This is a genomic window from Acidimicrobiales bacterium (genome assembly GCA_035533095.1).
Classification (GTDB): domain Bacteria; phylum Actinomycetota; class Acidimicrobiia; order Acidimicrobiales; family Palsa-688; genus DATLUM01.
On sequence record DATLUM010000050.1, the window covers coordinates 69697 to 96135 of the forward strand.

At 67.8% G+C, this 26439-nt stretch carries 25 protein-coding genes; 12 read left to right on the top strand and 13 right to left on the bottom strand.

All coding sequences use genetic code 11. The features are described 5' to 3' along the window. Position 1 precedes the first annotated feature (1 nt). The 8 genes from pth to rpsO form a co-directional block, all read right to left on the bottom strand. A complete protein-coding gene (pth, locus tag VNF71_05320) occupies positions 2-601 on the bottom strand; it encodes an aminoacyl-tRNA hydrolase (protein ID HVA73964.1) in 600 nt (199 codons plus the stop codon). Then, positions 602-1279, bottom strand: coding sequence for a 50S ribosomal protein L25 (locus VNF71_05325; GenBank protein ID HVA73965.1), 678 nt, complete (start codon positions 1277-1279; stop codon positions 602-604). It lies immediately after the preceding gene. A 156-nt stretch (positions 1280-1435) separates the two neighbouring features. Continuing rightward, entirely contained in the window at positions 1436-2467 is a 1032-nt protein-coding gene (locus VNF71_05330) for a ribose-phosphate diphosphokinase (GenBank protein ID HVA73966.1), read from the bottom strand. A gap of 24 nt (positions 2468-2491) precedes the next feature. Then, positions 2492-3595 (bottom strand): NTP transferase domain-containing protein, encoded by a 1104-nt coding sequence (locus VNF71_05335; protein ID HVA73967.1) that lies wholly within the window; start codon positions 3593-3595, stop codon positions 2492-2494. Between the two features lie 43 nt (positions 3596-3638). Further along, positions 3639-4412 carry a 4-hydroxy-tetrahydrodipicolinate reductase gene (dapB, locus tag VNF71_05340; GenBank protein ID HVA73968.1) on the bottom strand — a complete coding sequence of 258 codons (774 nt, stop codon included), beginning with the start codon at positions 4410-4412 and terminating at the stop codon, positions 3639-3641. A 51-nt stretch (positions 4413-4463) separates the two neighbouring features. Beyond that, entirely contained in the window at positions 4464-5702 is a 1239-nt protein-coding gene (locus VNF71_05345; GenBank protein HVA73969.1) for a pitrilysin family protein, read from the bottom strand. A 10-nt stretch (positions 5703-5712) separates the two neighbouring features. Next, a complete protein-coding gene (locus VNF71_05350) occupies positions 5713-8076 on the bottom strand; it encodes a polyribonucleotide nucleotidyltransferase (GenBank protein HVA73970.1) in 2364 nt (787 codons plus the stop codon). Positions 8077-8278: 202 nt separating this feature from the next. Continuing rightward, entirely contained in the window at positions 8279-8536 is a 258-nt protein-coding gene (gene rpsO / locus VNF71_05355; protein ID HVA73971.1) for a 30S ribosomal protein S15, read from the bottom strand. Between the two features lie 160 nt (positions 8537-8696). Between rpsO and arfB the strand changes: the two genes are divergently transcribed. After that, the gene (arfB, locus tag VNF71_05360) at positions 8697-9119 is read left to right on the top strand and encodes an alternative ribosome rescue aminoacyl-tRNA hydrolase ArfB (protein HVA73972.1); all 423 of its coding nucleotides are present in this window, start codon (positions 8697-8699) and stop codon (positions 9117-9119) included. Positions 9120-9122: 3 nt separating this feature from the next. Here the strand turns inward: arfB and VNF71_05365 are convergent, their stop codons facing one another. Together VNF71_05365 and VNF71_05370 are read right to left on the bottom strand one after the other, a co-directional pair. Then, positions 9123-10049 carry a PfkB family carbohydrate kinase gene (locus tag VNF71_05365; protein ID HVA73973.1) on the bottom strand — a complete coding sequence of 309 codons (927 nt, stop codon included), beginning with the start codon at positions 10047-10049 and terminating at the stop codon, positions 9123-9125. Continuing rightward, entirely contained in the window at positions 10046-10891 is an 846-nt protein-coding gene (locus VNF71_05370; protein ID HVA73974.1) for an IclR family transcriptional regulator, read from the bottom strand. Before VNF71_05370 ends, VNF71_05365 begins: the two co-directional genes overlap by 4 nt. A gap of 142 nt (positions 10892-11033) precedes the next feature. Between VNF71_05370 and VNF71_05375 the strand changes: the two genes are divergently transcribed. The 10 genes from VNF71_05375 (at position 11034) to VNF71_05420 (ending at position 23014) form a co-directional block, all read left to right on the top strand. Continuing rightward, positions 11034-12116 (top strand): NAD(P)-dependent alcohol dehydrogenase, encoded by a 1083-nt coding sequence (locus tag VNF71_05375; protein HVA73975.1) that lies wholly within the window; start codon positions 11034-11036, stop codon positions 12114-12116. A gap of 85 nt (positions 12117-12201) precedes the next feature. Continuing rightward, positions 12202-13197, top strand: a complete 996-nt coding sequence (locus VNF71_05380; GenBank protein ID HVA73976.1) for an aromatic ring-hydroxylating dioxygenase subunit alpha — start codon at positions 12202-12204, stop codon at positions 13195-13197. Then, a complete protein-coding gene (locus VNF71_05385; protein HVA73977.1) occupies positions 13164-14462 on the top strand; it encodes a cytochrome P450 in 1299 nt (432 codons plus the stop codon). The genes VNF71_05380 and VNF71_05385 overlap by 34 nt, the downstream gene beginning before the upstream one ends. 160 nt (positions 14463-14622) lie before the next feature. After that, a complete protein-coding gene (locus VNF71_05390; protein ID HVA73978.1) occupies positions 14623-15831 on the top strand; it encodes a BMP family ABC transporter substrate-binding protein in 1209 nt (402 codons plus the stop codon). Between the two features lie 24 nt (positions 15832-15855). Then, positions 15856-17487, top strand: coding sequence for an ABC transporter ATP-binding protein (locus tag VNF71_05395; GenBank protein ID HVA73979.1), 1632 nt, complete (start codon positions 15856-15858; stop codon positions 17485-17487). Positions 17488-17492: 5 nt separating this feature from the next. After that, positions 17493-18653, top strand: a complete 1161-nt coding sequence (locus tag VNF71_05400; GenBank protein ID HVA73980.1) for an ABC transporter permease — start codon at positions 17493-17495, stop codon at positions 18651-18653. After that, positions 18650-19558 carry an ABC transporter permease gene (locus VNF71_05405; GenBank protein HVA73981.1) on the top strand — a complete coding sequence of 303 codons (909 nt, stop codon included), beginning with the start codon at positions 18650-18652 and terminating at the stop codon, positions 19556-19558. Before VNF71_05400 ends, VNF71_05405 begins: the two co-directional genes overlap by 4 nt. Then, complete coding sequence (locus VNF71_05410; protein HVA73982.1) at positions 19555-20586, top strand: zinc-binding dehydrogenase; 1032 nt, start codon at positions 19555-19557, stop codon at positions 20584-20586. Before VNF71_05405 ends, VNF71_05410 begins: the two co-directional genes overlap by 4 nt. Then, positions 20583-21629: a class I SAM-dependent methyltransferase gene (locus VNF71_05415; GenBank protein HVA73983.1), complete on the top strand. Its 1047-nt coding sequence runs from the start codon at positions 20583-20585 to the stop codon at positions 21627-21629. The genes VNF71_05410 and VNF71_05415 overlap by 4 nt, the downstream gene beginning before the upstream one ends. After that, a complete protein-coding gene (locus VNF71_05420) occupies positions 21626-23014 on the top strand; it encodes an amidohydrolase family protein (protein HVA73984.1) in 1389 nt (462 codons plus the stop codon). Before VNF71_05415 ends, VNF71_05420 begins: the two co-directional genes overlap by 4 nt. 3 nt (positions 23015-23017) lie before the next feature. On the opposite strand, the gene VNF71_05425 is transcribed toward VNF71_05420, so the two are convergent. Both VNF71_05425 and VNF71_05430 read right to left on the bottom strand, forming a co-directional pair. Next, on the bottom strand, positions 23018-23425 hold the full coding sequence (locus tag VNF71_05425; protein ID HVA73985.1) for a nuclear transport factor 2 family protein: 408 nt from the start codon (positions 23423-23425) through the stop codon (positions 23018-23020). A gap of 10 nt (positions 23426-23435) precedes the next feature. Then, positions 23436-23930: a VOC family protein gene (locus tag VNF71_05430; protein HVA73986.1), complete on the bottom strand. Its 495-nt coding sequence runs from the start codon at positions 23928-23930 to the stop codon at positions 23436-23438. 107 nt (positions 23931-24037) lie between these two features. On the opposite strand from VNF71_05430, the gene VNF71_05435 reads away from it, so the two are divergent. Beyond that, positions 24038-25090 (top strand): aldo/keto reductase, encoded by a 1053-nt coding sequence (locus tag VNF71_05435; GenBank protein HVA73987.1) that lies wholly within the window; start codon positions 24038-24040, stop codon positions 25088-25090. On the opposite strand, the gene VNF71_05440 is transcribed toward VNF71_05435, so the two are convergent. Further along, a complete protein-coding gene (locus tag VNF71_05440) occupies positions 25076-26413 on the bottom strand; it encodes an amidohydrolase family protein (GenBank protein HVA73988.1) in 1338 nt (445 codons plus the stop codon). The two genes, VNF71_05435 and VNF71_05440, sit on opposite strands and share 15 nt — an antisense overlap. Positions 26414-26439: the final 26 nt, after the last annotated feature.

Sequence of the window (26439 nt, forward strand, 5' to 3'; positions counted from 1 at the left end):
CTCAGCCATTGAACCGGTTCTGGGCGGCGGAGACGCCGTGTTCGAGGATGCACTCCACGGCGTCCGCAGCGACCTCGATGCTCACGTCGAGCTCCGTCCTGTCCCGCCTCGAAGGCGCCTTGAGAACGTGCTCGGCACCCTGCTCCTTGCCGCCGGGCGGTTTGCCGATCCCGATTCGGACGCGCGTGAACTCGTCGGTGTGCAGGTGAGCCTTGATCGAACGCAGCCCGTTGTGGCCCGCCAGACCGCCACCCGCTTTGACCCGAACCGTTCCAAGCGGAAGGTCGAGCTCGTCGTGAATCACGACCAGACGCGACATGTCCTCGATACCGAAGCGACGGACAAGGCGCACGACCGATCTGCCGGAGTCGTTCATGTACGTCTGCGGGAACGCCAGCGCGAGACGCCGGCCGTCCACGCGCACCTCGGCGACGAGAGCTTGCTCCTTCGAGCGCTTCAGGTGCTCGCCGCAGCGGGACGCGAGCAGCTCCACTGCGTCGGCGCCTGCGTTGTGCCTCGTGCGCGAGTACTCCGCGCCGGGGTTGCCGAGGCCGACCGCGAGCAGGTCAGAAGGCGTGCCCGACCGGGAGCGGCCGAGCAGCTATCCCTCCTCCGACTCTCGGCCGGCGGCACCCTCCGGCTCGGCACCGCCCTCGCCTGCAGCAGAGGCGGCCTCGGCTCCCTCGGCCTCGGCCTCGCCTTCCGGAGCCACTTCCTCCATGGCGCGCGTGACGATCCCCATGGCGACGACCTCGTCGGGGCCCACGTCGGTGCTCACACCGCGGGGGAGCGAGATGTCGCCCACCCTGATGCCTTCGCCCACCGTCAGGCCGCTGATGTCCACCTCTATGTGACCCGGGATGAGGCCGGGGGTGGCACGCACGGTCAGTGCCGTCAGCTGCTGCTCGATGATGCCCTTTTCCTGCTCCACGGCTTTCGCCTCGCCGACGAGGACGATCGGCACGTCGGCCAAGATCACCTCATCCCTGCGAACCACCTGGAAGTCGATGTGGACGACGGTGTGGCGGACCGGGTGACGTTGGAGGGAACGGGCGACCGCTAGCTCCGTGTCGGATCCGATCTTCAACGACAGAAGCTGGTTGAGACCGGCCTCGCCCGACAGGGCATGGCGCAGTTCCCGGGCGTCGACCGACACCGACCTCGCCTCCAGCCCGTGCCCGTAGACGACGGCGGGTATGCGCCCGGAGGCTCTCAGCCGGCGTGACGCTGCGGAACCGGTGGTACGACCGGACTCGGCTACCAGGGTGTACTCAGCCATCGACTAGCGCTCCTGCCAGTGGTGTTTCAGGCCGACGGGCGTCGGACCGGGGGACCGGGAGATTCTAGCCGGGACCTGACGACACGGTCGGGCGTGGGGCAGGGGCCCCACGCTCCGAAGGAGACCGGGGTTGGGGCCCCGGCCGGGACCTGACGACTAGGTCTGGTTCTCGCCGCCGAAGATCTCCGACACCGACCCGTCGCCGAAGACCGCCGCGATGGCGTCGGCGAACACACCGGCTACGGAGACCACCTCGATCTTGTCTATCTGCTTCTCGGGCGGCAGCGGGAGCGTGTCGGTCACCACGACGCGGAAAATGTCGGAGTTCTTGAGACGATCGCTCGCCGGGTCCGACAGCACGGCGTGGGTGGCCATGGCCCACACCTCTGTCGCCCCCTTCTTGAGGAGGATCTCGGCGGCCGCGCAGATCGTGCCGGCGGTGTCGATCATGTCGTCGATGAGCACGCACATCCTCCCCTCGACGTCTCCCATAACGTCGAGGGCTTCCACCTGGTTGACAGTGTCTTTGGCGCGCCTCTTGTACACCGACGCAACGTCCACCTGCTCGCCGGCGTGGCGGGCCGCCTGCTCGGCGACCTTCGTCCTGCCGGTGTCGGGCGCGACCATTACGAAGTCCCCGTTGGGGGCGTTGTGGCGGAGGTAGTCGGTGAGCAGCGGCACGGCGGTCAGGTGGTCGACCGGACCGTTGAAGAAACCCTGGATCTGGCCGGAGTGAAGGTCGACCGACATGATGCGGTCGGCGCCGGAGGTGATGAAGAAGTCGGTCACCATCCGCGCCGTGATCGGCTCACGTCCCTTGGACTTCCGGTCCTGGCGTGAGTAGCCATAGTAAGGGCACACGGCGGTGATCCGTTTGGCCGAAGCGCGCTTGGCTGCGTCGATCATGATCCACTGCTCGAGAAGCGAGTCGTTGACCGACCGTCCAGGGGTGCGCCCGTGCGACTGGATGATGAACACGTCGGCACCCCGGACCGACGCCTGGAAGCGCGGCCTGATCTCGCCGTTCGCGAAGTCGACCAGGTTGGGCTCTCCGAGCGACACGCCGAGGTTCGAGGCGATCTCCTCGGCCAGGGCGGGGTGGGTGCGGCCCGATAGGACGTGGAGCTTCCTCGTCGGCACCAACTCCATCGGCGCGGAGCCCTCTTCCGCCTGATCTGGTCCGGTCATCGTGTCACCGCTCTTGTTGTCCCTTCAGGTCGCATCTGGCGCCCCTCCAGTGAAGCACGGACCGGTGGAAGTGCCGGGGGCAATCGTCGTGCCCGGCGGCAGGTAGGCCCATGGGCCGACGTGCGCGTCGGCGCCGATCTCGCAGTTGCGCCCGATGGTCGCGGTCACCACCGCCCGCTCGCCCACCGCGCAATCCGCCAGCTGGGTGTTAGGCCCGAGCTCCGCCCCGCCCGCGACCTTTGTGCCGCCCTGAAGGTGGGTCCCCGGATACAGGACCACGTCTGCCGACAGCTCCACGGTCGTGTCGACGTAGGTGGCCTCCGGGTCGACCATCGTGACGCCGCGGCGCATCCATCTCTCGTTGATCCGGTCCCGTAGCTCGGCCTCAGCGACCGCGAGCTGGTGGCGGTCGTTGACTCCGGCGGCCTCCATCGGGTCGTCGATGACCTCGGAGACGACCGGGTAGCCGGCGTCGTGAAGAACGGCGATCACGTCCGTCAGGTAGTACTCGCCCTGCGAGTTGTCAGGCGTCAGCCGGCGCAGCGCCGGCGCCAGGATGGACCGGCGGAAGACGTAGATCGAGGTGTTCACCTCGTCGACCTCGCGCTCTTCGTCGGACGCGTCGGCGTGCTCGACTATCCGGGCGACCAGTCCGTTGCGATCTCTCACGACCCGCCCGTAACCGGCTGGATTCGCGAGCCTGGCGGTCAGCACTGTGGCCGCGGCCTCCTCGCGGCGGTGGGTGCGTACCAGGGAAGCGACCGTCGGCGGCCGCAGCAGCGGCGTGTCGCCCGGCAGGACGACGATGTCGCCCTCGTCGTCGTCCTCGGGGAACCCAGTCAGCGCGACCAGGACGGCGTCGCCCGTACCGCGCTGCACCTGCTGCTCCACGAAGTCGAGCTTCAGGTCGGGTGGCGCCTGGTCTCCGACGGATTTGGTGACCCAGTCCGCGCCGTGCCCGACGACCACGACGGCCCTGTCGAGGTCGAGTTCCGCGAGCGCGTAGAGCACGTGCAGGACCATCGGGCGGCCGCACAGACGGTGCAGGGGCTTCGGGCGCTCGGACCGCATCCTGGTCCCTTCCCCCGCCGCCAGCACCACCGCCGACAGGGTGGCTTCGCTCGGCATGGTCATGTTCTACCAACCCTGCGCCCCCGGCGCTGCGGGGTTCTCAGAGACCGAGAAGGGAATCGAGCCCAACGGTCAGGCCCGGACGGTTGGCCACCTCCCGCACGGCGAGCAGTACGCCGGGCATAAACGACTCCCGGTCATACGAATCGTGCCTGATACTCAGAGTCTGGCCGGTGGTGCCGAGCAGCACCTCCTGGTGGGCCACGAGTCCGCGCAGGCGAACCGAATGGATGCGGATGCCCGCCGGCCCGCTGCCCCCGCGCGCTTCGGGGAGGGTGTGGACCTTCGTCGGATCGGCAGCCCACTCGCTCGACACAGCGGCCATGCGCTCCGCCGTGCGCATGGCGGTCCCCGAGGGGGCGTCGATTTTCGAGTCGTGGTGCAATTCGATGATCTCGGCGGTCTCGAACCACGGGGCGGCGATCTCGGCGAAGCGCATCATCAGCACCGCACCGATCGCGAAGTTCGGTGCGACCACGCAACCCAACCCGTCTCCGGGGAATGCCGCGCGGAGCTCGCGAAGCTCAGCGTCTCCGATGCCTGTCGTACCGATCACGACGTGGAGGCCCATCTCCGCGCAACGCTTGGCGTTCGCGACTGCTGCACCGGCCACCGTGAAGTCGACCGCGATCTCGGCCCGCGCATCCGCCAGCGCATCCAGGTCGGCCACGATCGTCGGCCCACCTGGGATCGCCGGCGTGCCGGCCGCCGCTGGGTCAACTGCAGCTACGAGCTCCATGTCGGAGGCATTGCTCACGGCAGCGCAGACGGTCGACCCCATCCGGCCGCCCGCGCCGATCACCCCGACTCGCACGCCGGCAGAGACTAGCGACTCCCAGACGGGACCCCCGCCGGTAAACATTCGCTAACGGATGTCAGGTTCGCTGAATGGACCCACGCAGGCCACCGTCGGCTGACTGCTCAACCAGCGCGAGGCGACGTCGTTGATCTGATCGACGCTGAGAGCAGCGAGGCGTGCTTCGATTTCGTCGAGCGAGAGCACGCGTCCGTGAACGAGCTGGCTGTGCCCGATCCGGCTCATGCGCGCCCCCGAGTCCTCGAGCCCGAGTGCCATGGCGCCGCGGATGTGACTTCGCGCGCTGTCCAGCTCCGCGGCCGTGATGCCCTTGCGTGCAGTGCGCTCGATCTCTTCGAGGATGAGATCCCGGACCTGGCGGAGGTTCGCTGGTGAGGTGCCCGCGTACACGGCGAGCGCACCCGCACCTTGAAAACCCAGCCGGTACGCGTAGACCGAGTACGCCAAGCCGCGTTCCTCGCGTATCGACTGGAACAGCCGGCTCGACATCCCCCCGCCGAGAACGTGCTCCACGATGCTCATCGCGTGACGTTCTTCGTCGTCGCGGTCGGGCGCCGGCAGCCCTACCGCTATGTGAGCCTGCTCGGTGATCCGGTTCATCACCTGCACGCGAGTGGACGGACGCTCGGGCTTGCGACGCTCGGGCGCCTTGCCCCCGGAGCGCCCGTCGACGCTGGACCGGATCCGGTCGACCAACTCGTCGTGATCGATCAATCCCGCAGCCGCGACGACGATGTTCGCCGGGCGGTAGTGCTCCCTGTGGAACGCCGCGATCTCCTCGCGCGACATGACGCTGATGGTCGACTCATCCCCTATGACCTCGCGTCCCAATGGGTGGTCGGGGAATAGCGCTCCGGCGAGCACGTCGTGGACGAGGTCTGCCGGCTCGTCGGCGTGCATGAGTATCTCTTCGAGTATCACCTGGCGTTCCGACTCGACTTCGTCCGACCGGAACGCCGGCGACCACATGATGTCCGATAGCAGGTCTGCCCCCATGGCCGCGTCCTCCGCGAGAACGCGCACGTAGAAGGTCGTGTACTCCTTCGTCGTGAAAGCGTTCATGTCGCCGCCCACCCGGTCGACCGCCTCCGCGATGCTCCTGGCGCTTCGTTCCTCGGTCCCCTTGAAAAGAAGGTGCTCGAGGAAGTGGGAGGCCCCGGCCTGAGCCGGGGCCTCGTCGACTGATCCCGTTCCCACCCAGAACCCGATGCTCGCGGAACGGACGTCGGGCATCCGCTCCGTGACGATGGTCAGTCCCTCCGGAAGGGACGTGGTGCGAACGGTCACGCGTGGCCGGTCAGGGCCGGCGACGGCGGGGATTGCGGCGCGGGCCGCGGTCACCGCGCTCGGCGCGGTCCCCACCGTTGTCCGCCGGTCCGAGGTCGCCGAAGGCGGCCTGAGCTTCGGCCTCCCAGGTGTCCTCGAACGAGACCTCGCCCGCGGCACCGCCGTCCGCATCCGCCGGCGCACTGCGCGCCGGTGCTTCGGCCAGGGCCGACGCCAGGGAGAGCGACACCTTGCCCTGGGGGTCGATGTCGTCGACGCGGACCTCGATCTCGTCGCCCAGATCGACGACGTCTTCGACCCTGTCGACGCGCTTTCCCTGCCCGAGCTTCGAGATGTGGACGAGGCCGTCCCGACCCGGCAGGATGTTGACGAACGCGCCGAACTTGGTGATGTTCACGACCCTGCCCGTGTACACGGCTCCGACCTCGGCCTTGGGCGGGTCGAGGATCATCTCGATGCGCCGGCGGGCCTCGGCGACAGCTCCGCCGTCCCTGGCACCGATGGTCACCGTCCCGACGATGCCGTCGTCGTCGACTGCGATGTCGGTGCCGGTCTCCTGCTGGATGGCGTTGATCACCTTGCCCTTGGGGCCGATGACCTCGCCGATCTTGTCGAGCGGGATCTCGAGGCTGATGATCTTCGGCGCCGTGTCGCGGACCTCTTCACGCGGCCCCGAGATCGCCTTGGCCATCACGTCGAGGATCTTGAGGCGCGCCTCGCGCGCCTGGCGCAATGCATCCGCGAGTACCGAAGCGGGAAGGCCGTCGATCTTCGTGTCGAGCTGGAGAGCGGTGACGAAGTCCGCCGTGCCGGCGACCTTGAAGTCCATGTCACCGAACGCGTCCTCGGCACCGAGGATGTCGGTCAGGGTGACGTACTCTTCGTCGACCTTGACGAGGCCCATGGCGATGCCGCCCACCGGAGCCTTGATGGGTACTCCGGCGTCCATCAACGACAGGCTCGACGCGCACACCGACGCCATCGAAGTGGATCCGTTGGACGAGAGAACCTCGGACACCAGTCTCAACGCGTAGGGGAACTCATCCACCGGTGGAACGACCGGCAGCAGCGCCCTCTCAGCCAGCAGCCCGTGACCGATCTCGCGCCGCTTCGGGCTTCCTACCCGGCCGGTCTCGCCGTTCGCGTACGGCGGCATGTTGTAGTGGTGCATGTACCTCTTCTTCTCGTCGACCCCGATGGTGTCGAGGAGCTGGTCCATGCGTGGCATGCCGAGAGTGGTGACGTTGAGGACCTGTGTCTCGCCGCGCTGGAAGAGGCCCGAACCGTGCGCCGTCGGAATGATCCCCACTGCAGCCGAGACGGGACGGATGTCCGACGCGCCCCGGCCGTCGATACGGACTCCGCTGCTTGCGATCCGCTGTCGCACGAGCTTCTTCGTGAGCGAGCGGACAGCGGACTTGATCTCCTTCTCGCGACCTTCGAACTCGGTCGACAACTCGGAGACGATCTCGGCCGCGACCTCGTCGGTCGCAGCCTCCCGCTCTGCCTTCGCTGTGATGGTCGTGACCTTGTCGACCCGTTCGGTCCCTACCTCTGCGACGCGCGCTGCCACGTCGTCGCCGTAGTCGACCTGCGCCTCGTAGGCGATCGGAGGGCGCGCCCCGGCTTCTGCGACGAGCCGGCGCTGCAGGTCAATGCTTTCCCGTATCCAGGTCTTGGCGGACTCGAGCCCGTCAGCGATCACCTCTTCGGTGACCTTGGGCGCCCCGGCCTGGTACATGCCCCAGGCCGCGTCGGTGCCACCGGCCTCGACCATCATGATCGCGATGTCACCGTCGGCGGCCTCGCGGCCGGCGACGACGAGCTCGAATGCCGAGGAGTCACCCTGCTGGTAGGTGGGGTGGGCGACCCACTCGCCTTCGGAGTTGTACGCGATGCGCACCGCGCCGATGGGGCCGTCGAAGGGGATCCCCGACAGCATCAATGCCGCGCTGGCGGTGTTGATAGCGAGCACGTCGTGTGGGTTCTCGAGGTCGGCGCCGAGGACGGTGATGACGACCTGGGTTTCGTTGCGGTACCCGTCGGCGAAGCTCGGGCGAAGCGGCCGGTCGATGAGCCGGGCGGTGAGGATGGCCGTGTCAGTCGGGCGCCCCTCCCTCCGGAAGAAGGATCCGGGTATCTTCCCGGCTGCGTACATCCTCTCCTCGACATCGACCGTGAGAGGGAAGAAATCGATGCCCTCGCGCACCGACGTCGCAGCGTTCGCGGTCGCGAGGACGAGAGTGTCGCCGATGCGTCCGACGACGGCTCCCTGTGACTGGTGGGCCAGCAGCCCGGTCTCGAAGCCGAGAACCTTGCCGGTGCCGGTCAGCGGTGCTGAGACCTTCGTGGATGGTTCGGTGGTTGCGGCCATTTCGGCTCGCTCCTTTCGCTCCCCAAATGGGGTTCTGGAGCGGCGGTCGGGCCAGTTCCCAGTGGGGAAGCTCCCAGGGTCCGGGAGGTTCTCGACTGGCAGCTGACCCCGTTGCCTAATTCTTGGCGTCGCCGCTCGGTGTTCTTGACGTGTCCACTCCTGCCCGGCGCGAACAAGCGGCCGCAAGGCCGCTCGTGGGCGACTACCGGCGGAGGCCGAGCCGGGCGATGAGGTCGCGGTAGCGCTCGACGTCGTTGTCCCGGACGTAGTCCAAGAGGCGGCGCCGGCGCCCGATGAGCTTCATCAGGCCCCTCCGGGTGTGGTGGTCACCCTTGTGGACCTTCAGGTGCTCCGTCAGGTGCGCTATCCGCTCGCTGAGGATGGCGACCTGGACCTCAGGAGAGCCAGTGTCGGTCTCGTGGGTACGGTAGGTCGCGATCGTTGCGGCTTTGTCTGGCATGAAGCAGGGTTTCCCTCGGGATTGGACGGTGATGGCACATCAGGCTGTATCCACTCAGGCTTGGGGTTCACTCAGGCTTGGGCGTCTCAGGCTGGCGGCGCATCCAGTGGGCGCCCGGTTACGCCGGACGCTCCTGACATGCTAGCACCCGGGACCGCTCGTGGCCGCTGAGCAGGAGCTACGTGTCGCTCCCGGCGTGGCAATCCCGTTGGACGAGTTGGGGTGGAGGTTCACCTCGGCTGGCGGCCCTGGTGGCCAGCACGTGAACACCTCCAACACGAGGGCCGAAGTTGTCTTTGACGCTGCCGGATCGCCGAGCCTGCCGGGCTGGGCAAGGGAGCGCATTGTCTCACGGCTGGGGCCGGTGGTCACGGCGGCGGCCGGCGAGCGCAGGTCGCAGGCGAGGAACAGAGAGCTCGCCTTGGAGCGCTTGGCCGAGCGCCTGGCTGCTTCGATGCGAGTGGAGAAGGCCAGACGGCCGACCCGCCCGTCGACGACCTCGCAGCGGCGCCGGGTCGAACAGAAACGCCGGCGGGGTGAGCTGAAGCGCCGGCGCGCCGGGTTCGACCCGGGGGTCGACTGAGCCTCAGGCGCCGGCCGCTGCGTCGATCTCCGCCGCGGTCGGCATACCGGTGCGCGCTCCCAAGGTCCGCACGGACAAAGACGCAGCGATGGCGGCTCGGCGCGCCGCCGTCGTGAGTGGCCGGCGGGCTGCGAGGCCGGCGGCCAGAACACCGTTGAACGTGTCTCCAGCGCCGGTCGAGTCGATCGCCTCAACGGGGTGGGAGGCGATGTGCTCGGGAGGCCGCCCGACCTCGACGACGAGCGCACCGTCTTTGCCGAGCGTGACCACCACGGAAGAGCCGGTCACTCCTGCGATCGTCATGGCGTCCTCGACGACGCCGGCACCCGGCCGCCCGACCAGCGCCGCCAGCTGTGCGCACTCCGTGCGGTTGGGGACGACGATGGGTCCGTACTCGAGCAGGTTCTCCAGCCCGTCGCGCACCGGTGCAGGGTTCAGAACGAAGGGGATACGCGCGCGGCGCGACTCGTCAGCTGCGGCCCTCACGGCTTCGAGAGGTACCTCCGTGCTCGCGAGAACGCACGCGATCGACGGGAGACTCCCGAGCGCCGCTCGCACGGCGGCACCGTCCAGAAACCCGTTCGCCCCCGGCGCGACGGCGATGATGTTCTCCCCGCCGGGCGCGACCAGGATGAGTGCGACACCGGTTGTCTCGTCTTGGGACACGGCGACGGTGCCGCAGTCGACCTCCTCGACGGTCAGGTCCTGAAGCGCGAGCCGACCGTAATCATCGTCGCCGACGGCGCCGATCAGAGAGACGGGCGTACCCGCCCGCGCGGCCGCCACCGCCGCGTTCGCCCCCTTGCCGCCGCCGAAGCGGGCCAAACGCCCTCCGAGGACCGTCTCACCCGGGGCCGGGATCTCGCCGACGGGCAGGACGAGGTCGACGTTGACCGCCCCAACGACGGCCAGTACCGGCGCGGGCGTCAACCTCCCGCGGCGGGGGCGAGCTCTGCCGCGCCCACCGAGTGCTCGCCGAACTGCTCGCTCAGGCGAGCCGCCACTCTCTTGAGCGCCTTGGCCGGGCTGGAGCTGATGTCGTCGGGGACGGTCGCGGTGGTTCCTATCAGCGCCATCACCGCGACGATGTTCCCGTCGCTGAACACCGGCGCTGCGAGGGTTCTCACACCGTGGATCTCGGGGGAGTTGATCGCGAGGCCGGACCCACGAACCGATTCGAGATCCTTGGCGAGCTGCGACGACGCGCGCAGATCCTCTTCGAGGTCCGGCACCGACGATGGGGGCAGGAACGCGCTGAACACTCGGCCTTGCGCAGAGTCGCGAGGCGACAGGCGCGCCCCGGCGCGGACACTGATGCGCACCAGGCGCTCAGTCCCGTCGTCGACCCGCACGACGACCGGCGCTTCACCGTCCCAGACGCTGAGGACCGCGGTCTCGTTGACCTCGCCGACCAGCTCCTCCATGAGCGGGCCGGCGACGGTGATGATCGGCAGGCCGGCTCTGGCGGCCGCTGCCAGGGTGAGCACCTGCGGCCCGAGGGTGTACGAAGCGGTCGCGGAGTCGTAGCGAAGGAGGTTCACCCTCCTGAGCACCATCGCGTACCGGTGCGCGGTCGCCTTGCTGACGCCGAGCCGGGCGGTGATCTCGGAGAGGGTGAGGCGGGGCCGGCCGACCGTGAAGAACCCGAGGAGCTTCGCTGCCCGCTCGACCGACTGTATGGTCGAACCGGCCTCGTCCTCGCCGGCCGCCTGGTCGGGGGCCGCCCCGTCCGCGGCCGGGGGTCCCGATGCGGTCAGTGGACGCCGAGCCACGGCTTCGAACCTAATCCGTCTCGGATGGCGAGAGAGTGATCTCTCATCTCGCGCCGACGTGGTCCCGTCGAGCCCGGCTCGTTGACACCCGCGCGTCTCGCGATGAAAGATGACATCTACCAAATCGTAACGGGGAGGGCACTTGCGCGCCACTGCTGCAGTACTGCGGGAACACGGCGGACTGCCGCAGCTCGAGGCAGTGGAGATCGGCGAGTTGAGCCCTGACGAGGTCCTGGTCGAGGTGGAGGCCGTCGGCGTCTGCCGCACCGACACCGAGTTCGGCCATTTCTGGCCGCTCCCGGCGGTGCTCGGTCACGAGGGCGTCGGCTCGGTGGCCGCTGCAGGCGACCGGGTCTCCTACGTGCGTCCCGGCGATCGGGTCCTGATGACCTTCAATCACTGCGGGGCGTGCAGGCCCTGCCTGGAAGGATCACCCGCTTACTGCAGACACTTCGACGCGCTCAACTTCTCCGGCGCAAGGCCGGACGGGACCAGCGCGATCCACGCCGGCGGAGAGGCGCTGCACGCGCATTTCCTCGGGCAGTCGTCGTTCGCCAGCCATGCGGTCGCCACGGAACGTTCCGTAGTGAAGGTCCCCGAAGGCATCCCCGCCGAGATCCTCGCCCCGTTCGGGTGTGGGTTCCAGACAGGAGCCGGGGCGGTGCTCAACGTTCTTCGTGTCGCGCCCGGCGACTCCCTCGCGGTCTTCGGCGCCGGCGCGGTGGGCCTGGCCGCGGTCGCGGCAGCCGCTGCCGCGGGCTGCGGGAACATAACCGTGGTCGACCTCGACCCGGCGCGGCTCGCCAAGGCGCGCCTGCTCGGGGCGCTCCACACGGTGGAGGCATCGACGCAGGACCTCGTAGCGGCCGTCCGCGAGGCCTGCCCCGACGGTTACGACGCCGCCCTCGACACCACCGGCGTCCAAGCCGTCCTCCGGTCCGCTACGGAGGTGCTCACGACCCGCGGCACCTGCGCTGTGGTGGGGGTGGGCCCGAGCACCGAGATCTCCCTCGATTGGCGGACGATGCTCAACGGCCGGACCCTTACGGGGGTGATCGCCGGCGGAAGCTTGCCGCGGGTCTTCCTGCCGAAGCTCGTCGACATGTACCTCGCGGGCAAGTTCCCTGTGGACCGGTTGATCGACGTCCAGCCGTTCGACGAGCTGCCCAAGGCCTTCGAGGCGAGCCGCTCGGGAGAGGTCGTGAAGGCCGTCGTCAAGCTGTAGCACCCGCCGTTGACCCGCCAGGGGGTCAGAGGTATCGTGAGACGGCGTCCCACTATGAGGGACAGATCGAAGGTGGCAAGACCAATTGAGCGAGCTGACTCGGACCTTCGCCTCTCACCCGGCGCTGCGACGTTACTGGTACCCGGTGGTACGGACCTTCGATCTGACCGAGACACCGCTCGCTGCGACGCTGCTCACGGTCCCGATCGTCGTCTGGCGAGCTGACGGAGGCCGGGTGTGCGCCGCTCTCGACCGCTGCCCGCACCGGGAAGCTCCGCTATCGGACGGGCGCGTCGTGGCGGGCTGCTTGGAGTGCCCCTATCACGGCTGGAGCTATGACGGCGACGGCCGCTGCGTGCTGGTGCCATCGTCGGGGCCCGGTGCTGCGATCCCGCCGCGGGCGCACCTGGAGACGGTCCGTGCGGTAGAGCGCTACGGGCACGTCTGGATCTGCTTGGAGGATCCGGTCTCCGGGATCCCCGAGATCGCCGAGGACTCCAACCCCGAGTTCCGCCTGGTCGCGTCGCCGGTCGAGCGCTGGCGGGCTTCCACTACACGCATGGTCGACAACTTCCTCGACATCTCGCACTTCCCCTACGTCCACCAGGGAACGTTCGGCGCAGGTGCCGAGCGCGAGGTCGGCAAGGTGGAGATGGAGGACCTGGGGGACTTCTTCGGCTACCGGTATTCCGTGGTTGCCGCCAACACGATGTCAGGGGCCGCTTCGAGTGGCCAGACCGCTGTGAGGATCGGCCGGAGCATGAGCACGGGCTTCAGCCTCCCCTTCGGAGTCCGCAGCACGATCGACTACGAGACTGGACTGCGCCACGTGATGCTCATGGTGTCCGTCCCCATCGACGACGACGAGTCCTATTTCGCGTTCATGTCCTGGCGCAACGACGACTTCAGCGTGCCGTCAGAGGAGGTGAACCGGTTCGACCGCCAGATCGGCGAGGAGGACCGCAGGATGCTGGAGAGCATCCACGGGAGCTTGCCGTTGGAGGCGACGGGTACCGTCAGCGTTCAGTCCGACAAGGCGTCGGTCGAGTGGCGCCGTCAACTGAGGGAACTCCTGAGCTGACCAGCGTGGACAGCAGCGACGAGCCGCGGGCCGAGGGTCAAGAGAGGCATCCCCGCGTCGAGTTCGACCATCACTCTCCCGAGTTCGCGAAGGATCCCGTGGGGTCATACCGTTCGATTGCCGGGCGGTGCCCCGTCGCATGGACCGAGGCCCACGGGGGTTACTGGGTCCCGGCCCGCTACACGGAGATCTGGTCGATAGCGCGCGACGACCAGACGTTCTCATCGGCGAGGACGCCTTACGGCGGCGAGGGCACGGCGTTCATCATCCCGAAACGCCCCGGTGCGGTGCAGCTGCCCATCGAACTCGACCCTCCGGAATCGGTCCCCTACAGGCGACTGCTGAACCCGATCCTCACCAGGGCGGCCGTGGAGGAGCTGCAGCCCGTCATCCGAGACATCACCACCGCGACGGTCGACCGGTTCATCGAAACGGGCAGCTGCGATCTCGTGCTCGACCTGGCCAACCCGGTGCCGGCACAGGTGACCCTCGAATGGCTCGGGTTCGGCACCACCGACTGGGAGCGGTTCTCGCTCCCCCTGCACGACATCTTCGCTTCTCCGCCGGGAAGCGACCGTCTTCGGCGCGGTGAGGAAGGGCTGGGCTATATCCACGAACGGATCCGCCGCCTGATCACCGAACGGAGGCGGCAGCCCGAGGCCGACATCGTCAGCTACCTCGTCACCGGCCTGATCGGCGACCGGCCGATAACCGACGAGGAGCTCCAGTCGATGATCTTCCTCGTCATCCTCGGCGGCGTTGACACCACCACCTCGCTCACCGGACAAGTGCTGGTCTACCTGGCGCAGCACCCGGATGCTCGAGCTGCGCTTGCCGCCGACGCGTCGCTGCGGGAGACGGCGACAGAGGAGTTCTTGCGAGTGTTCGCGCCGTCGCAGTCGATGGCCAGGACGGTGATGGCCGACACCGAGCTCGGCGGCTGCCACCTCCGCCGAGGCGATCGCATCCTGCTTCCTTGGGTCGCGGCCAACTTCGATCCGGACGCCTTCCCCGAACCCGACCGGGTACAGCTCGATCGCATGCCCAACCGGCACACGTCCTTCGGCGTGGGGGTGCACCGCTGCGCCGGCTCGCACCTCGCCCGGGCGATGTTCTCCGAGATGCTGGACCAGGTGCTTCGCCGGCTCCCCGACTACCGCATCGACGATGCCGCCCTGACCGCCTACCCGTCGCGCGGCAATCAGACCGGGTGGGATTCCGTCCCGGCCACCTTCACGCCCGGCCGGAGGTCGGTGGACGCCTGAAGGAGTGCGTTGGGGTGGCCCGGCTCACATCGAGAGATGCTGTCTCGCAAAGCTTGACACCCCTGGGGGCCACCGCTAGGGTTTGATCCGTTTCCGAGGACTCATCTCCTCGGAGGAACCGGTCATCCGGTTGGAGTCGGTCGTCCAAGGGGGAGACAAAGTGAACGCACCGCCATCGGCCCGGCAGGGGGCCATCGACACGGCCAGTTCGAAGCCCTTCGGCTCACGAAGGACCAAGGCGATGGGCGCCGCTCTCGCCGCCTGTGCCCTCGTAGCCGGAGCCTGCGGCAGCAGCACCAAGGCTGGAACCTCCTCGACGACGGCTAGCTCCACAACCGGCGCTTCGAGCAACGGTCCGTGGGGCTGGCCGGGCAACTCCACCCAGGGCTGGCTGGCCCCCGGGGAACCCGACGTCAACCACGACGGCAAGGTCGTCATCGGGGTGATCAGCCCCGGCGACACCCACGACCACGGGTACTACGAGAGCTTCGTCGACGAAGCAAACGCTTTCGCCAAGCAGCAGGGCTGGACGGTCATCACCGTCGACAAGGTGCCCGACTCCAACGCCGCACAGGCAGCGCGCAACATGTGCCAGCAGCACCCGGACATGGTGGCTATCGCGGCCAGCGAGCTCAAGGACGCGATACCTGTCGCTTCCGAGGCGGTGTGCAAGGACACTGTTTGGTACGTCGCCGGCGGCCAGGGAGTCAACCAGACGCCGTACTTCGTCCAGACCAATGACATCGAGAGCCAGGACGGCTACGCCGCCGGCGTCGCAGCGGGTCTGCTCATGAAGGCCAAGGGCACCACCAAGGCCGGATTCCTCACCGGCCCGCAGGCGAGCTTCACGACCGACTTCGAGAAGGCCTGGGAAGCCGGCATCAAGTCCCAGGTTCCCAACGAGACGACGGTCGTCACCTACACCGGCGACTTCAACGACTCGGCTAAGGCGGTCGAAGCCTTCCAGGCGATGAAGTCGCAGGGTGTCGGGATCGTCTACCCCTATTTGGGCGGCGCGACGTTCGCTGTAGCGGCGCAGGCCAACCAGGCGAACATCCCCGTGCTGACCCCTGGAACCGACAACTGCTCGGTTCCCAGCCCGAAGTTCGCCATCTCGGTGATCTTCAGCCCCGGTGACTACTTCGCCGCCGCCCTCACCCCGTTCAAGGATGGGAAGCTGAGGGTCGGAACCGCCCTGGTGTTCCACATGGGCGTCGACCCGGTCCCGACCGTGAAGATCTGCAGCCCGACCGGCGACCAGGCCCAGGTGCTGGCTCAGACGATCCATGAGATCGGCACGGGCCAGATCCGCACGGATCAGATCACCGGTCTCAACGATTACAGCGGCTACGTGCCGTCCGGTTCCTAAACAGATCCGGAGAGCCAGGAAGTAATGGAAGCAGGACAGCGGCCGGAGGAGCCTCGCTCCTCGGCCGCTCCCGCGCTCGAAGCGCGCTCGCTCACCAAGCGATATGGCGCAGTCCTCGCCTGCGATTCGGTCGATCTGAGCGTCCGCCGGGGCGAGATCCACGCGATCCTCGGCCAGAACGGCGCCGGCAAGACGACGCTGATGAACATGTTCCTCGGCCTGGCGCGCCCGGACTCGGGAGAGATCTTCCTGCACGGCCGCGCGGTGTCGATCGCCGACCCCGCCCGGGCTGCGTCCCTCGGGCTCGCGATGGTCCACCAGCATTTCAGCCTCGTTGGCCCGCTGCCCGTGTGGGAGAACCTCACGCTCGGCGAGGCGGGCAGGATCGACAAGCGACGGACGGTCACGCGCATCCGCGAGGTCGCCAGCCGGTACACCCTGGACGTCGATCCCCTGGCCGTCGTCGACGATCTCACGACGGGCCAGCGGCAGAGGGTCGAGATCGTCAAGTGCCTCATGAAGGACCCCGAGGTGTTCATCCTCGACGAGCCGACGTCCGTCCTGACCGCGCGTGAGTCGATCGAGCTTTTCCGGGTGCTGCGCCAGGTTGTCCGGCAGGAGGAGCGGGCCGTCATATTGATCAGCCACAAGCTGGACGAGGTCTTGCATGCGACCGACCGCGTGTCGATCATGCGCCAAGGTCGCCTTGTTGCCGAAAGACCCACCAGCGGGATGAGCGCGCAGGAACTGGCGAGACAGATGATCGGCCACGATGTGTCTCTGCGTCAGGTGGCGACGGCCGTCGGTCATCTCCAGGTGCAGCCCACCGAGGACTCCGACGCCACGGGCCCGGGCGCGTCCGCGCCTGGTGGTACCACAGAGCAGACCACCGCTGGACCGCCCGAGCGATCCGAGATCGCGCTATCGATCCGTGATGCGACGGCCCGAGGTCTCGACGGCCGCTTGCTGCTCGACGGGTTGTCGCTCGAGGTCCGGCGGGGAGAGATCCTGGGGCTCGCCGGAGTCGAAGGCAACGGCCAGAAGGCGCTCGGGGACCTACTGTCCAGCGTCCTCACCTTGGACTCGGGCAGCGTCGAGGTTGGCGGCAAGAGTGTCGACCTGAAGCAGCCGGGATCCATGGGTCGCTCAGGTGTGGGGGTCATACCCGAGGATCGCCGGCAGTCCGGTTGTGTCCTCGACATGTCCGTGGCGGAGAACCTCATGCTGTGCGACTTCGCCTCGGTGAGCTCACGAGGTTTCGTCAACCACCGCCGGATGCTCAAAGAAGCGGCCCGACTTGTGACCGACTTCGACATCGTCGCTCCGTTGCTGGACGCGCCCCTGCGATCGCTGTCGGGCGGAAACCAGCAGCGGGTCGTGCTCGCACGCGAATTGTCGCGCTCGCCCGACGTGCTCGTGGCGGCCCAACCCACCTTCGGCCTGGATGTGGCAGCCGTCGAGTACATGGGCAAGCGCTTGCGCGAAGCGGCGAGATCAGGCGTGGCAGTCCTTCTCATCTCGACCGAGTTGGAGGAGATCCTCGATCTCGCCGACCGGATCGCGGTCATCCACCGCGGGAAGATCGTCGGTGAGATGTCGAGGCGCGAGGCGGACCTGGAGAGAATCGGGATGATGATGGGCGGCCAGGCCGCATGAGTACCGTGCTCCCCGCGCCAAGGGCGACCGCTCCAGCTGGAGCCGCCGGCGACGGCTCGGGCGTACAGCCGCGCGGGCAGTGGTGGACCTCCCCGCGATTCAAGACGATTCTTCTCTACGTCGTGTCGATCGCGGTGGGCTTCGGTCTTTCCGCTGTGCTGGTGGCGGTCACGCACGGCTCGCCGTCCAAGGTCTTCACTGCGATGTTCGACGGCAGCGTCCGGAGTTGGGGCTCACTCGGGTACACGCTCGACAACATGGCCCCGTTGCTCATCGTGGCGGCGGGGACCATCGTGACGGTCAGGGCGGGCTTCTTCAACATCGGTCAGGAGGGCCAGCTCACCATCGGTGCCATGTGTGCCGCGTTCGTGGCGCTGAAGGTGCACCCGTCGGGACCATTGGTGCTGATCCTCGCCCTGCTGGCCGGAACCGCCGGCGGTGCGATCTGGGCGGGCATCGTCGCCTTGCTGAAGTTCTGGCGCGGGGTCGACGTGGTGATCAGCTCTTTGCTGCTCATCTTCGTCGCGGGGCAGCTTCTGTCGTACGCGTTGAGCTCTCCGACGTTCCTTCAGGAGCACGGCTCGGGTGGAGCGACGCTGACCGAGTCGGACCAGCTCTCCTCCAAGGTGCAGCTACCCCACATCGGCCAGTACCCGAACTTCAACTTCGGCACCGGGCTGATCATCGCCGTGGCCGTCGCAGTGCTCCTCGGGACCATCGCCACGCGCACGACCTGGGGCTACAGGCTGAAGGTGCTCGGCTTCAACCCGGTCGTCGCCCGCCGCATCGGGGTGAGCGCGGTCTTGTTCGGTGGTGCCGCGATCGTCATATCGGGAGCGTGCGCCGGTCTCGCCGGCTCGATCATGCTCACGGGGCAGGCGTACCGGATCACTCCTACCTTCTCGAACAACTTCGGGTGGAACGGCCTGCTCGTGGCTCTGGTCGCGAGGAACCGGCCGGCTGTGGCCGTCCCCGTCGCGTTCCTCTTCGGAGCCCTCCAGGCCGGCGGTGGGTTCCTCGAGACGACAGGGGTGCCGACCGACCTGGTGAACATCGTCGAGGCGCTGCTGGTGCTGGCGGCGGTGTTCCCTCCGGCGTTGATGGCTCTGAGGCGCTACCGGCTCAAGCGCTCCGAGCAGGCGGTTGCTGCGGCGGAGGCGTCATGAACCACGACATCACCACCATCCTGGCGAGCGCGATGCGCCTCACCGCGCCGCTGCTGTTCGCCGGCCTCGGCGAGTACATAGCCGAGCGCGCCGGCACGCTGAACATTTCAGTGGAGGCGATGATGCTGTCAGGCGCCTACGGCGGCGCAGTCGGCTCTTCGGTGTGCCACAGCGCCGCGATCGGCCTCCTCTGGGGAATCGGCGCGGGCCTGCTGGTCGGAATAATCCACGGCCAGTTCAGTCACCGCCTGCAGGCCAACACCTTCGTCGTCGGCCTGACCCTCAACGTGCTGGCTCTCGGCATAACCAACTATCTGCTCGAGAAGATCCAGATGACTCCCCGGCAGGTGGGCATCCTCACCATCCCGGGGCTGTCTCGCATACCGATCATCGGCAAGCCGCTCTTCTCGGAACGCTGGCCGTTCTTCCTCCTGTACGGCCTGGTCCCGCTGGTCTGGTGGGTGGTGCAGCGCAGCAGGTGGGGACTCGAGATGAGGGTGGTGGGCGAAAATCCCAAGGCCGCGGACGTGACCGGGATCCACGTGAACCGCAGGCGCCGGCAGGGCCTCGTGATCTGCGGCCTGCTGGCCGGGCTCGGAGGCGCCTACCTCTCGGTGGGAGAAGTGGGCACGTTCAACAGCGACATGACCGCCGGGCGAGGCTTCATAGTCATAGCAGCGGTCATATTCGGAGGCTGGACCCTCCGCGGGTTGGCAGCAGGGTGCTTCATCTTCGGAGGTGTCGACGCGCTGCGACTCGCGCTGCCGGCGCTCGGCTACACGATCAACCCGCAGCTGCTCATCGCCTCGCCATACCTGCTCGCTCTCATCGCCATGTGCTTCTTCGCCAAGCGTCTCAGACAGCCGGCAGCACTCGGCCAGCCATTCGAGAGAGGAGCCGCGTGAAAGCCGCCGTCCAGGTCGGCTTCGGCGGACTCGATCAACTCCAGGTCAAGGAAGTTCCCGATCCCCGGCCGGCCGCCGGTGAGGTGCTCGTCAGGGTTCGCGCGACCACGCTCAACCGCCTCGACGTGATTCAGCGCGAAGGGCCTGCGCTCCTGCCGCACTTCCAGCTTCCGCACATAGCCGGCATGGACGTCGTCGGAGAGGTGGCCGAGCTCGGGGACGGCGTCCGCTCGGTGAGCGAGGGCGACCGTGTTCTCCTCAACCCGGCTCTCCATTGCGGGACCTGCGAATGGTGCGAGCGCGGCGAGGATCCGTTCTGCCCAGCGACGCGGGTGATCGGCGGCAACCATCCGGGGGGCTACGCGGAGCTCTGTACCGTCCCCGCCAGCCACGTCCACCCGATCCCCGACCACGTGTCCTTCGAGGAAGCTGCGACAGTGCCGACGATCTGGTCGACCGCCTGGCAGGCACTGGTGGTCCGCGGCCAGGTGCGCCCAGGCGAGTGGGTGTTGATACACGCCGCTGCGAGCGGGGTCAGCACAGCGGCGATCCAGCTTGCGAAGCGCGTCGGTGCCAAGGTGCTCGCGACCGCCGGGTCGGAGCGCAAGCTGGACCTGGCTCGCAAGCTCGGCGCAGACCTTGGTGTGAACAACCGCAGCGACGACTTCGTGAAGCACGCTCGTGAGGCCACCGGCGGGCGCGGCGTCGACGTGGTGTTCGACCATGTCGGCCCGGCGTTGTTCGGCCGGTCGCTGTTCGCCCTGAAACCAAGAGGGCGGCTGGTCTTCTGCGGGTCCACCACGGGCAGGGAGGCGGCGATCGATCTTCCCTACGCCTACCACTTCGGCATCAGCCTGCTCGGCGTGGAGCCTTATTCGTACACCGGATTTGCAGAGATGCTCGACTTCTACTGGGGAGAGAGGTTCGTAGCGGTGATAGACACCGAATTCGGCCTCGACGAAGCAGCGCAGGCCCAGGCACGAATGGAATCCGGCGAGGCGATGGGCAAGATCCTCCTACGGCTGTGAAAGCGCCCCGGCCGGGAACACCGGGCGAACCCGACACGGTCCTGACTCCCGCGCCGGTGTGGGCGACGATCGCCGGTTACCAGTTCTACTGGGCGGCTGTCGCCGGCGTCGAACTCGGCGTGTTCGACGCCCTGGCCGAGTCCCCTGCGACGGTGGCAGCGCTTGCATCCCGCGCCGGCTGCGCCGTGTCTCGACTTCGATCGCTCGCCGACGTGCTGGTCGCCTCCGGGCTGCTCGAGCGAGGCCCGGACGACCGATACCGCATCAGTGACACCGCCCGGGCGTTCCTGGTCTCGGGGGCCGAACGTTCGATGACCGATCTGCTGCTTCGGTCGCCGGGACCTTGGCAGAACTGGCCGGCTCTCGCGTCAACCATGCGCGGAGCCGACCCGCCGGGTCCCGCGGACGCCGCCTTCTACGCTGCGCTAGTCCAGGCGACGTTCCCGACCCAGTACGCGGCCGCAAAGGTCCTCGCCTCGCGTCTTCCCGCTGCGAGAGCGGTTCTCGACCTCGGTGCAGGAGCCGCCCCGTGGAGCATCGCGTTGCTCGAAGCCTTCCAGGCCGCGAGAGCCGTCGCCATCGACCTGCCTGCCGTCCTGCCCGCGGCTCGTGCCGAGGTAGCGGAGCACGCACTCGGCGATCGCTTCGAACTGATCGCCGGCGACTATTGGGAAGTTCCCGTAGATCCCGAAGGGTTCGACGTCGTGGTGCTGGGTCACATCCTGCGCGCCGAAGGCGACCGTGCACCTGGTCTGGTCTCTCGAGCCGCCGCTGCACTGGCTCCCGGAGGAACGCTCGTCGTGGCGGACTACTTCGTCGACGACGATCGCAGCGGCCCCGTCAACTCCTTGCTCCTGGGCCTGACGATGATGGCGGCGACCACGGAGGGAAGGACGTCGACTCGCTCCGAGCACCGGGGCTGGTTCGAAGCGGCGGGCCTGGTCGGCGTCGAGGAACACCAGCTGATCCCCGGTCAGGAAGTCATGACCGCCCGTAAGGCACGCTCGGCGTCCGAGCCATCCATTCCGGAGGAAGCGTCATGAGCGAGGAAGTCGACTTCGTCATCGAGGCGTCCCACGTCGTCACGATGAACCCGACGAGGGACGTGCTCGTAGACGGCGCCGTCGCTGTGAGAGGACGTGACATCGTGGCGGTCGGAAAGAGAGCAGAGATAGCCGACCGCTACCAGGCGAGACAGACGATCGGTGGTCCTCGCTTCGTGTTGACCCCCGGGATGGTGAACACCCACATCCACGTAACCGGTGAGCCGATCACCCGCGGGTTCGTTCCAGACGACACACCTTTCGAGGAGAACGTGTTCGCGTGGCTTTGTCCTCTCTACGCCGCGCAGGACGAGGACGACGAGCGCGTTTCGGCGCAGCTGGCTTCGGCGGAGCTCTTGAAGTCTGGGTGCACCGCGTTCTTGGAAGCCGGCACGGTCCAGTACGTCGATGCGGTGGTCGACGCCCTTGTCGAGGTCGGCATCCGGGCGAGGGTGGGCAAGTGGATCTGGGATATCCCCCCCGAGCCGGAGGTCTACCGGCAGACCACGCAGGAGGCGATCGCCAACGTCGAGTCGACCCTCCGACGCCACCGCCACGTCGCCGGCGGCCGCATCCAGGCGTGGTCGATGATCGTGGGGCACACGACGTGCAGCGACGAGCTGTGGCGCGCGGCCGCAGACGCGGCCCGGCGCCACGGCACCGGTCTCAACTTTCACATGTCGCCCGCGGCGATGGACCCCGAGGGCTTCCTGGCGCAGTTCGGCCAGCGTCCGGTCGAGCACCTGTCCTCCATCGGTGTGCTCGGCGCCAACGCGGTGCTCGTGCATTGCGTGCACGTCGACGACTCGGAGATCTCCTTGCTCGCGCAGCACGGCTGTAGCGTCGCGCACTGCCCCACCACCGCGTTGAAGGTCTCCTACGGCGTCACCCAGATCGGGCGCATGCCCGAGATGAAGGCGGCCGGCATCAACCTCACCATCGGGACCGACGGAAACAACGCGTCCAATTACTCGGACATGATGCGCGCCACCTATCTCGTCGCCGGGCTGTTCAAGGACGCCCGGCGGGACCCCACCATGTTCCCTGCCGAGGTCGCCTACGAGATGGCGACCCTCGGAGGCGCTAAGGCGCTGCTCGCCGAGGACGAGATCGGCTCGATCGAGCCGGGAAAGCGGGCGGACCTGGTGCTACACGACCGCAACCGGCCTGAGTGGACACCGCTTCTCAACGTGGCGAACCAGCTCGTATGGGCGGCGGATGGGCGCGGCGTCCACACCGTGATGGTCGACGGCAAGGTGCTGGTCGAGGCATACCGTCTCACGACGATCGACGAGGATCGTCTCTACGACAGAGTTCAGGAGCGGGCCGAGGCGCTCGTGGCCCGCACCGGGCTGCCGGATCGCTCCAAGTGGCCGACGGTCTGAGCCTCAGCGGCCGGACCCGTTGACCTGGCGTTCGAATTCAGCGCTGTCCCAGTAGTCGACTCGTCTCGCGACGAGGCCTCCCGCGACCTCGAAACGGAACATGCCCCGGATCCGAACCGGAACCGGGTCGGTGCCCTCCCCCCGCCACCGGAAGGTCATCAGGTACGGGGCGGCCGCGCGTGAACCGTCGACGATCAGGTCCTCCAGCTCGTAGTGGAGGTTCCGGAACTGCGCGAGGAAGGTTCGCAGCCGCTCCCGGTAGCTGTCGCGGCCGGTCAAGCTGTGGCCGAGCGACGACGTGTGCTCGTTGACAAAGTCCTCGGCCACCCATGCGGCGATGGCCTCGGGTTCGCCTCCGTTGAGCGCATCTATGTACCCCTCGACAACCTCCCTGGTGCTGAGGTCGGGCATCGAGCGGAGGTCAGCTGGCAGCGGCCGTCTCGGGCTCTCCCCAGAGCTCCTGGATCTTCGTGTAGACCTTCTGGTTCCAGGAGAACTCGATCACGTTGCCGTCGGGATCCCGTGCGGCGCAGATGTATCCGATGTGCTCCGGCATCTGGCGGGGCTCCCACATCAGGACGCCCATCTGCCTCGCACGATCGGCCATGTTGTCGACGTCTTCCTTATTCGGCAGCTCGATGCCGATGTGCGCGAACGGCGCCAGGGTGGGCACCTCCTGGCCCGGCTCTATGCCGAACTGGCGCCCGACATCCGGGATGAGCTGTGAGAGCACCAGAACGAACGGCGTCTCGACCTGTTGGTCATTCGACAGCCAGGCGCCCTGCCCGTTCTCGTCTTTGTTTCTGGCGACGACCACCAGCGGCGTCAACGTCGTGTAGAACTCGATCGATCGCTCTAGATCGCTCACCGGTAGTGCCACGTGAGTCCACCGTGGCGCTGTCAGCTGTTTGGCCATGTCGTCCTCCCTGCTGGGTCGGCCTCATCAACCGTCGACCAGGCACCCTGGCGAGGTTGCCGGGTCTCTGCGAGACTCCCCCATCATACGTCGGCTCGGAGGACGGGATGCAATATCGCATTTTGGGACGGACCGGGATCAAGGTGAGCGTCTTGTGCCTGGGCACCATGATGTTCGGGGCTTGGGGGAAGACCACGCTCGAGGAGTGCCGCCGGATGCTCGACGCGGCCCTCGACGCGGGAGTCAACTTCGTCGATACCGCCGACGTCTACGCGTTCGGCGAGTCGGAACAGATCCTCGGGGAGATCCTGGGATCCCGCCGCGACGAAGTGGTCCTCGCGTCCAAGGTCAACAACGCCATGGGCCCGGGGCTCAACATGAGCGGTAACAGCCGGAGGTGGATCGTGCGGGAGGTCGAAGCGAGCTTGCGCCGGCTTCGGACCGACCATCTCGACCTCTACCAGCTTCACCGACCCGATCCCGAGACGGACATATCCGAGTCGCTCGAGACCCTCGACGATCTCGTGCGGCAGGGCAAGGTGCTCGCTGTCGGGACTTCGACCTTCCCGGCGGATCTCCTGGTCGAAGCGCAATGGGCCGCCGAGAAGAGACAGCTGGTGCGCCCCGCTACCGAGCAGCCGCCATATTCGATCTTCGCGAGAAGCATCGAGGCGGACGTGCTGCCCGCCTGCCAGCGGATGCAGCTCGGCGTGATGGTGTGGGCACCCCTCAACGGCGGCTGGCTCACAGGCAAGTACCGCCGCGGCGCCGAACCCCCTCCCGGGTCGAGAGCGGCGAGGGAGCCCGATCACATCGACTACGGAAAGCCCGTCAGCGAACGCAAGCTCGAGCTCGCCGAGAGCCTTGCGAAGCTCGCGGAGCAGGCGGGTATGAGTCTTTCCCACATGGCCTTGGCGTTCACTCTGAACCATCCGGCTGTGACAGCTTCCATCATCGGCCCGCGCACGCTCGACCAGCTCACCTCGCAGATCGCAGCCCCGGACATCACCCTCGATCCGGAGCTGCTCGATGCAATCGACGCGCTCGTACCCCCCGGCCACACGATCAACCCGGCGGACTCCGGCTGGCGACCGCCCGCCCTCGACGACGCTTCCCAGCGCCGCCGTCCGGGTGGCAGCGGGATGTCAGCGGGCGTCTAGGTGGGGCCAGCGGTGCGGGATGGTGATGCCGGCCCTTTCGAGCAGGAACCGCCGCTGCTTCTCCGCTTCCACCAGAGCGGACTCCTCGTCCACCCCTAGACAGCGCCCGTGACGGACGATCATCTTGCCCGCGACCATCACGTCACGGACACAGCGCCCGTCGGCCGACCAGACGAGTTGTAAAGCGGTCTCGCCGCGGGGGCTGCAAGCCGCACTGGTGGGTTCGAAGATGACGAGATCGGCCTGCTTGCCGGCCTCGAGGGAACCCACTATGTCGCCGAGCCCGACCGCCTCGGCCCCACGGCACGTGGCCATCTCGAACCCGTCCGCCGCGCTGAACCAGGTCGGGTCCTCGCGTACGTCCTTCGCCAGTCCAACCGCAAGGGCGGCGGCTCTGAGGATGTCCGCCTGGTCACCGGCATTGGAGGCGTCGCAGCCGAGAGCGATCCTGCCGCCTGACTTGAACAGCTCCGCGTGGCGCCCGTGCCCGGTCACGCCCTGCCCCAGCCGCAGGTAGGCCCACGGGCAGTAAGCGACCGCCGTCCCGGTCCGCAGGAGGGCCGCAACCTCTTCGTCGTCGATCCAGACGCCGTGTGCGATCAGTAGGTGCCGCCCGAGAACCCCGAGATGCTCCAGGTGCGTCACGGGCCGGCGCCCGTGCCGTTCGAGGTATATCTCAGGGTCCGACCGCGTCGGCGAGAGATGCATCGTCATGTTCGTCTTGCGCTCTCTCGCGAGTTCCGCGGCTCCGGCAAGCAGTTCATCTGAAGCGAGGCTGTGCCCGACGAGCGTCACCCAACCGGCGACGGTCCCGCCAGGCGGAAACGCGTCGAGTACCTCCCTCTGCCGGGCGAGAACCTCTTCCACGGGCGCGCTGTAGGGAAGGCCGTCGACGTCCCACCCCCAGGTGCCAATGGCACCGCGCACCCCGACCGCAGTCATCCCCGCCGCAGCGCGAACGGGGTGTGCGACGGTGCCGGCCTCGATCACGGTGGTGACGCCGTTTCGGGCACATTCGGCTGCGACGAGGGTGGCCGAGAGCTCGTCGTCCTCGGGTCCGTGATGCCCGTGTATAGGGATCGACCACGAGAAGATCGACTCGCCCGGGGCGAGGTCGTCGGGGATGCAGCTGCGTAGCAGCGGGTCGCCCGTGTGGTGTTGATGGGCATTTATGAGCCCGGGAGTGACGACAGCCCCTCCAGCGTCGAGCTCGGCGACACCCGGCCACCGCCTTCGAAGCTCCGACGTGGAACCCACCTCGAGGATCGTCGACCCCGCGACGGCGACCGCACCGCCGCACAGAACGCGCCGGTCGCGGTCCATCGTCACCACGTCGCCACCGGTGACGA

Bases quoted from the DNA above. Each gene is read 5' to 3' on its own strand.
- VNF71_05335 (HVA73967.1), bottom strand. From the start codon at position 3,595: ATGCCGAGCGAAGCCACCCTGTCGGCGGTGGTGCTGGCGGCGGGGGAA.
- VNF71_05440 (HVA73988.1), bottom strand. From the start codon at position 26,413: ATGGACCGCGACCGGCGCGTTCTGTGCGGCGGTGCGGTCGCCGTCGCG.
- VNF71_05425 (HVA73985.1), bottom strand. From the start codon at position 23,425: ATGCCCGACCTCAGCACCAGGGAGGTTGTCGAGGGGTACATAGATGCG.
- VNF71_05430 (HVA73986.1), bottom strand. From the start codon at position 23,930: ATGGCCAAACAGCTGACAGCGCCACGGTGGACTCACGTGGCACTACCG.
- VNF71_05350 (HVA73970.1), bottom strand. From the start codon at position 8,076: ATGGCCGCAACCACCGAACCATCCACGAAGGTCTCAGCACCGCTGACC.
- rpsO (HVA73971.1), bottom strand. From the start codon at position 8,536: ATGCCAGACAAAGCCGCAACGATCGCGACCTACCGTACCCACGAGACC.
- VNF71_05405 (HVA73981.1), top strand. From the start codon at position 18,650: ATGAACCACGACATCACCACCATCCTGGCGAGCGCGATGCGCCTCACC.
- VNF71_05325 (HVA73965.1), bottom strand. From the start codon at position 1,279: ATGGCTGAGTACACCCTGGTAGCCGAGTCCGGTCGTACCACCGGTTCC.
- VNF71_05330 (HVA73966.1), bottom strand. From the start codon at position 2,467: ATGACCGGACCAGATCAGGCGGAAGAGGGCTCCGCGCCGATGGAGTTG.
- VNF71_05435 (HVA73987.1), top strand. From the start codon at position 24,038: ATGCAATATCGCATTTTGGGACGGACCGGGATCAAGGTGAGCGTCTTG.
- VNF71_05395 (HVA73979.1), top strand. From the start codon at position 15,856: ATGGAAGCAGGACAGCGGCCGGAGGAGCCTCGCTCCTCGGCCGCTCCC.
- VNF71_05420 (HVA73984.1), top strand. From the start codon at position 21,626: ATGAGCGAGGAAGTCGACTTCGTCATCGAGGCGTCCCACGTCGTCACG.